Genomic DNA, 1,477 nt, shown 5'->3' on the forward strand with positions numbered 1-1,477 from the left:
CCGGCGCCGCTCGTCCACAACGGCCGCGTGTACGTCTACACCGGCCACGACGAGGACGGATCCACCTACTTCACCATGCGCGACTGGCGCGTCTACTCCTCCACCGACATGGCCAACTGGACCGACCACGGCTCCCCCATGAGCCTGGCCACCTTCGCCTGGGCCGACGCCAACGCCTGGGCCGGCCACGTCACCCCCCGCAACGGGAAGTTCTACTGGTACGTCCCAGTACGGAACCGAGCGACCGGCGGAATGGCCATCGGCGTCGCGGTCGGCGACAGCCCCACCGGACCCTTCCGAGACGCGCTGGGCCGCCCGCTGGTCGAGAACGGCGAGATCGACCCCAACGTCTTCATCGACGACAACGGCCAGGCCTACCTGTACTGGGGCAACCCCCGCCTGTGGTACGTCCGGCTGAACACCGACATGATCTCCTACTCCGGCAGCGCGACCCAGATCCCGCTCACCACGGCCGGCTTCGGCACACGAAACGGCAACGCCAGCCGCCCCACCCTCTACGAGGAGGGGCCGTGGGTCTTCAAGCGCAACGGCCTCTACTACAACGTCTTCGCCGCCGAATGCTGCTCGGAATTCATCGGCTACTCCACCGCCCCCAGCGCCACCGGACCCTGGACCTACCGAGGAACGATCATGCCGAGGCAGGGGGCGAGCTTCACCAACCACGCCGGGATCGTCGACTTCGCCGGGAGCTCGTACTTCTTCTACCACAACGGCGCCCTGCCCGGCGGCAGCGGCTACACCCGCTCGGTCGCCGTGGAGAAGTTCACCTACAACGCCGACGGCACCATCCCGACCATCAACATGACCACCGCCGGACCACCGCAGGTCGGCACCCTCGACCCGTACGTCCGCCAGGAAGCCGAAACCATCGCCTGGGCGTCCGGGGTGGAGACCGAGGCCTCCACCGAAGGCGGCATGAACATCGGCTTCATCGAGAACGGCGACCACGTCAAGGTCAAGGGCGTCGCCTTCGGCACCGGAGCCTCCTCCTTCACCGCCCGGGTGGCCTCGGGCACCAGCGGCGGCCGGATCGAGGTCCGGCTCGGCAGCGCCACCGGCACCCTCGTGGGCACCTGCACCGTCCCCGGCACCGGCGGCTGGCAAAGCTGGACCTCGGTCACCTGCCCCATCTCCGGCGCCACCGCCACCCGCGACCTCTACCTGCGTTTCACCGGCGCCAGCGGCTACCTGTTCAACCTCAACTGGTGGCAGTTCACCCCAAGCGGCAGCAGCAGCGGCGGCAACCTGCTGACCAACGCCACCATGGAGGACGGCACGACGGGCTGGACCGCCTCCGGCGGCACCCTGTCCTCCGCCACCACCGTGGCCCACGGCGGCAGCCGCTCCCTGCTCACCTCCGGCCGCACCGCCGCCTGGCAGGGCCCGCACCAGAACGTCACCACGCAGCTCACCAACAACAAGAGCTACACCACCAGCGTCTGGGTCCGCTCCCAAA

The 1,477-nt window shown here is 69.0% G+C and carries 1 protein-coding gene; it reads left to right on the top strand.

All coding sequences use genetic code 11. From position 1 onward, the window contains the following. Positions 1 to 1,477 (top strand): family 43 glycosylhydrolase (locus tag ACFFRH_RS44150; RefSeq protein WP_386164163.1); only part of this gene is annotated, 1,477 nt, incomplete at both ends.

This window comes from Streptosporangium vulgare, from assembly GCF_042428775.1.
GTDB lineage: Bacteria > Actinomycetota > Actinomycetes > Streptosporangiales > Streptosporangiaceae > Streptosporangium > Streptosporangium vulgare.